General features: G+C 69.5%; 4 protein-coding genes. All 4 read right to left on the bottom strand.

Annotated elements, in window-relative coordinates:
• Positions 1 to 202: 202 nt before the first annotated feature.
• Positions 203 to 433 carry a hypothetical protein gene (locus tag GRI75_RS14360; RefSeq protein WP_160747692.1) on the bottom strand — a complete coding sequence of 77 codons (231 nt, stop codon included), beginning with the start codon at positions 431 to 433 and terminating at the stop codon, positions 203 to 205.
• Between the two features lie 107 nt (positions 434 to 540).
• Positions 541 to 1,791, bottom strand: coding sequence for an N-succinylarginine dihydrolase (locus GRI75_RS14355; RefSeq protein WP_160747691.1), 1,251 nt, complete (start codon positions 1,789 to 1,791; stop codon positions 541 to 543).
• A 181-nt stretch (positions 1,792 to 1,972) separates the two neighbouring features.
• On the bottom strand, positions 1,973 to 2,986 hold the full coding sequence (locus GRI75_RS14350) for an arginine N-succinyltransferase (protein WP_160747690.1): 1,014 nt from the start codon (positions 2,984 to 2,986) through the stop codon (positions 1,973 to 1,975).
• Positions 2,983 to 4,194 (bottom strand): hydrolase, encoded by a 1,212-nt coding sequence (locus tag GRI75_RS14345; protein WP_160747689.1) that lies wholly within the window; start codon positions 4,192 to 4,194, stop codon positions 2,983 to 2,985. The genes GRI75_RS14350 and GRI75_RS14345 overlap by 4 nt, the downstream gene beginning before the upstream one ends.
• Between the last annotated feature and the right edge of the window lie 214 nt (positions 4,195 to 4,408).

The raw sequence follows: 4,408 nt of genomic DNA, 5'->3' as shown, positions 1-4,408 counted from the left end.
GGCCCGTCATCCGCGAAGGCCCGTCATCCGCGAAGGCCCGTCATCCGCGAAGGCCCGTCATCCGCGAAGGCCCGTCATCCGCGAAGGCCCGTCATCCGCGAAAACCCGCCATCCTGCGAAAACCCGTCATCCTGAACTTGTTTCAGGATCCATCCCGCCGACCGCGCGGAGCAGGCGGTGTGGCAAGCCGCAGCCGCAGCGCTCAGCCGCGGGGGCTCGCAGACTTCTCCAGCCGCAGGCAGTCGAGGATCTTGGCGCCGGCCAGGAACACCGCGCCGGTGCAGGCCAGGAACAGCAGGTAGCCGCCCCATCCCGGGTACTGTTCCAGATAGTGGGTGCCGCGCGTCGTCGCCCCGAGCGCCAGGGCGTAGATGATCAGGTACGCTTCCCAGCGCGACTTGATCACGAACAGACGGGCGACTTTCCTGAGCATTCCCGATCCTTAACGCCGTGGGCGGCAACAGTCGTTCTGCAGGCGGATTATGCGATCCTGCGCAGTTAACGAACCACGGAGTTTTCGGTGCCCCGGCAAGGGACGGGTCAGGCGAGTTCGGCCAGATCCAGCAGATCGAGCAGCGCCATCCGCGCCCCCCGCACGGTCTCCGCCAGCGCCTCGCTGCCGAGGTCGGCGGGGTCGATCTGTTCGGGCCAATGGCGCGCTATCGTGGCCTCGATGCGTTCCGCCTTCGCGTCGCTCAGCAGGAACCGCGGATCGACGTGGGCCGGGTCCGCTACCACCCGCAGCCGCAGGCAGGCAGGGCCGCCGCCGTTGGCCATCGACTGGCGGACATCGACCGGGATGACCCGCCGAATGGGTCCGTTGCCGGCCAGCATCCGCTCGCACCAGGCCCATACCGGCGCGCTCTCCCGGCACTCTTCGGGTACGACGAGCGCCATCGCCCCGTCGGGCAGCGTCACAAGCTGGGCGTTGAACAGGTAAGTGCGGATCGCTTCGGCGAGACTCACGTCGGCGGACGCCACTTCGACCACCTCGACTCCGGGAAAAGCCGCGCGGATGGCTCCATACGCAGCCTCCCGGTCCGCGAAGGCGCGTTCGTGCGCGAACAGCACCCGTTCGTTGGCGACGGCGACGACGTCGTTGTGGAACGCTCCGGCCTCGATGGCTTCGGGGCTCTGTTCGATGAACAGCGCGCGCGCCGGATCGAGGCCGTGGCGGCGGGCGACGGCTCGGCTTGCCTGCTCGTGCTGGCGCGCGGGGAAGCGACCGCCGCTGCGGCCGTAGACGAAGATCTCGAGCCCCCGCTCGCCGTGATCCGAGGTGAGCCGCATGTGGTTCGCCGCGCCCTCGTCGCCGAAGCAGGCGGGCACCGGGCCGTGCACCGCGAACCGCTGCTCGTCGGCGAAAGCGAGGCGGAGCTGGCGCAGCGTGTCGGGCCACTCGTGAGACCGGTGGGGCATAGTCACGAGGTTGGCCACGGTGAGATGGCAGCGCCCGTCCGCGACGTCCGGCGAGGGGCTGACGGTGGCGGCGTTGGCGGTCCACATCGCGCTGGCCGACCACGCGCCGGCCACGAGCCCCCGATCGATGGTCCCATCCGCCGCCAGTGCCTCCAGCCATCCGGCATTCGGGCGCGGCAGCGGCACGAAGAAGCCCTGAGCCAGCCCCAGCGCCATGTTCGCGCGCATCTTCTCCAGCCCCTGCAGCGCGGCGGCCCGGGGGTGGGACACTTCGCCGGCATGGGCTGTCGCCGCCAGGTTGCCGAGGCTGAGACCGGCATAGTTGTGCGACGGGCCGACGATCCCGTCGAAGTTGATTTCCCGGAGGGTCATTGGGCTGCTCTCAGCGGAAAATTGTAAAATCCTCCCCGGGACGGGGAGGTGGCAGCCCGCAGGGCTGACGGAGGGGGCCCTTGGCCTGGCTCAGCCGTTTGTCCAGGCCAAGGGCCCCCTCCACCACGCGCTTCGCGCGCGGTCCCCCTCCCCGTGCCGGGGAGGACTTTACGAGCAATCTTCACCGCGCCACGCTCCAGACCTCGTCGCCTTCGCGCACGCGCAGCAGCTGCGCGGCTTCGGGGTCGATCGCAACGCCGCCTTCGGTGAACGCGCGAATGCCGCAGCAGCAGCGGAAGCCGGCCAGCCTGCCGGTGGCGATGAGCGCCTTTTCTCCGTTGGCGAGGTCGCAGTCGGTCACCGGCTTGCGGGCCGCGTTGCGGACGCTGGCGACCGCGTCGGTGCGCCCGGTCATCGTCGGGCCGCCGTCGAAGATGTCGACGTAGCCTTCGTAAGAGAAGCCTTCGTGCTCCAGCATGCGCATTGCCGCGCGGCCGGACGGGTGGGGCAGGCCGATGACCTTGCGCGCTTCTTCGGGCAGCATGGCGATGTAGACCGGGTGCTTGGGCATCAGGTCGGCGATGAACTGGTTGCCGTGGATGGCGTTGAACTCGTCGGCCTCCTGGAAGGTCATGCCGAAGAACTTGCCGCCGATCGCGTCCCAGAACGGCGAACCGCCGCGCTCGTCGATGATCCCGCGCAGCTCGGCCAGGATGCGGTCGCTGAACCGCGCGCGGTGGCTGGCGATGAACAGGTAGCGGCTGCGGGCGAGCAGCAGGCCGAGCCCGCCCGCGCGTTCCGAAGGATGCAGGAACAGGCCGCCGACTTCGCTCGAGCCTTCGAGATCGGTCACCAGGCTGAGCATCTCGGCGCGGACCGTGCGCTCGAGTTCCCGCGAATGCTGGGTGAGCGTGGTCAGGCGGTAGGAGTAGAACGGCCAGCTTTGCCCGACATGGGTGAAAAGCTGGGCGGTCCCGCGCACTTCCCCGGTTTCAGTGTTCTCCAGCACGACGACGAACAGGTCGTCCATCCTCTCCTCGCTCTCGCGGGTGAAGGCTTCGGCGGATCGCTTGAGCTTGCCGCGCAGGGCGTTGCGGTCGGGCGGCAGGTTGGTGAAGCCGCCGCCGGTCAGCTTGGCCATTTCGTACAGCGCCTGCATGTCGCCAGCGGTGGCGGCGCGGATCACGTGAGTCATAGCGGCGCCCCTATCGCGAGCCGGTGGAGCACGATGGCGGAAAGCGCCGCGCGCTCCGACAAAGAGGAGGCGATCATGAACTCGCCCGGCGAATGGATTGCCCCGCCGCGCACGCCCATCGTGTCGACCACCGGCACGCCGCAAGCGGCGATGTTGTTGCCGTCGCACACGCCGCCGCTGGGCTGCCAGCCGATCTCCCGGCCGAGTGCGGCCGAGGTCTCCGCGACGAGGTCGAACAGCTTCTGCGCGCGGGCGTCGACCGGCTTGGGCGGGCGGGTAACGCCGCCGTGGACGCGGACCCCGACTTCGTGCTCGGCCTCGATGGCGCGGACCAGCCCGGCGAGATCGCGTTCGAAGGCGCCCGCGGCCTCGGTCGACTGCGGGCGGATGTTGAAGCGCAGCACCGCGTGATCAGGCACGACGTTGTTGGCCGCGCCGCCTTCGATCCTGGCCGGGTTCACGCTGAGATCGCCGTGCTCCATCGCCTTGAGAGCCACCGCCAGCGCAGCCGCGGCGACGATGGCGTTGCGCCCTTCCTGCGGGTTGCGGCCCGCATGGGCCGAGCGGCCGGTGACGATCAGGCTGTAGTTGCCGCTGCCGCCGCGCGAGTGCGCAAGCGTTCCGTCGGGCAGGGCGGAAGGCTCGTAGGTCAGCGCCGCCGCCTTGCCGCGGGCCAGCTCCGCGATCAGGGGAGCGGAGGAGAGCGAGCCGGTTTCCTCGTCGGAATTGATCAGGACGTCGTACCCGACCGTACGGGCGGCCGGGCTGCTCTCGAAAGCCGTGAGTGCATGCAGGATCACCGCGATGCCGCCCTTCATGTCGGCGGCGCCGGGTGCGTTGAACCGGTCCGCATCGATCCAGGAGCCGGCTTGGAACGGGTGGTCCGCGGAGTAGACCGTGTCCATGTGGCCGGTGAGCAGGAAGCGCCACTCCGCCTCCGGGCGGACGCTGAGCACCAGGTGCCGGCCGTGCCGGCGCTCCACCTCGCGCCCCGCCGCGTCGATTGCCGTGACCGGCGCCGGTTCGTGCAGAGTGACTTCACCGGGCAGCGCGGTGAAGGCGTCGGCCAGTTCGCCGGCCTGGCGGGCCAGGCCCGATAGGTTGCCAGTGCCGCTGTTGATCGCGCTCCAGCGTTCGACCTGGGTGAGCATCGCCCCCTGGTCCACGCCGCCCCCCAGCGCACGCTCTTCGGTCGAAAGCTGTTTCATCCGCAACCAGCTTAGCGAGGGGCCGCGAACTGTCCATCCCCGTTGATCGGATCGTCCAGAGCTTGGCTGGCAGGCCGCGCGCCCGTGGTTCGACAAGCTCACCACGAACGGGGTTGGGTAAGCTCCTCACCGAGCCTCCGTTCGTCCTGAGCCTGTCGAAGGACGCGAGGACGCGCTCCTCGTGGTTCGACAAGCTCACCACGAACGGGATTTG

Source organism: Croceibacterium soli (genome assembly GCF_009828065.1).
Lineage (GTDB): Bacteria > Pseudomonadota > Alphaproteobacteria > Sphingomonadales > Sphingomonadaceae > Croceibacterium_B > Croceibacterium_B soli.
This window is presented reverse-complemented; position numbering and strand designations above follow the sequence as displayed.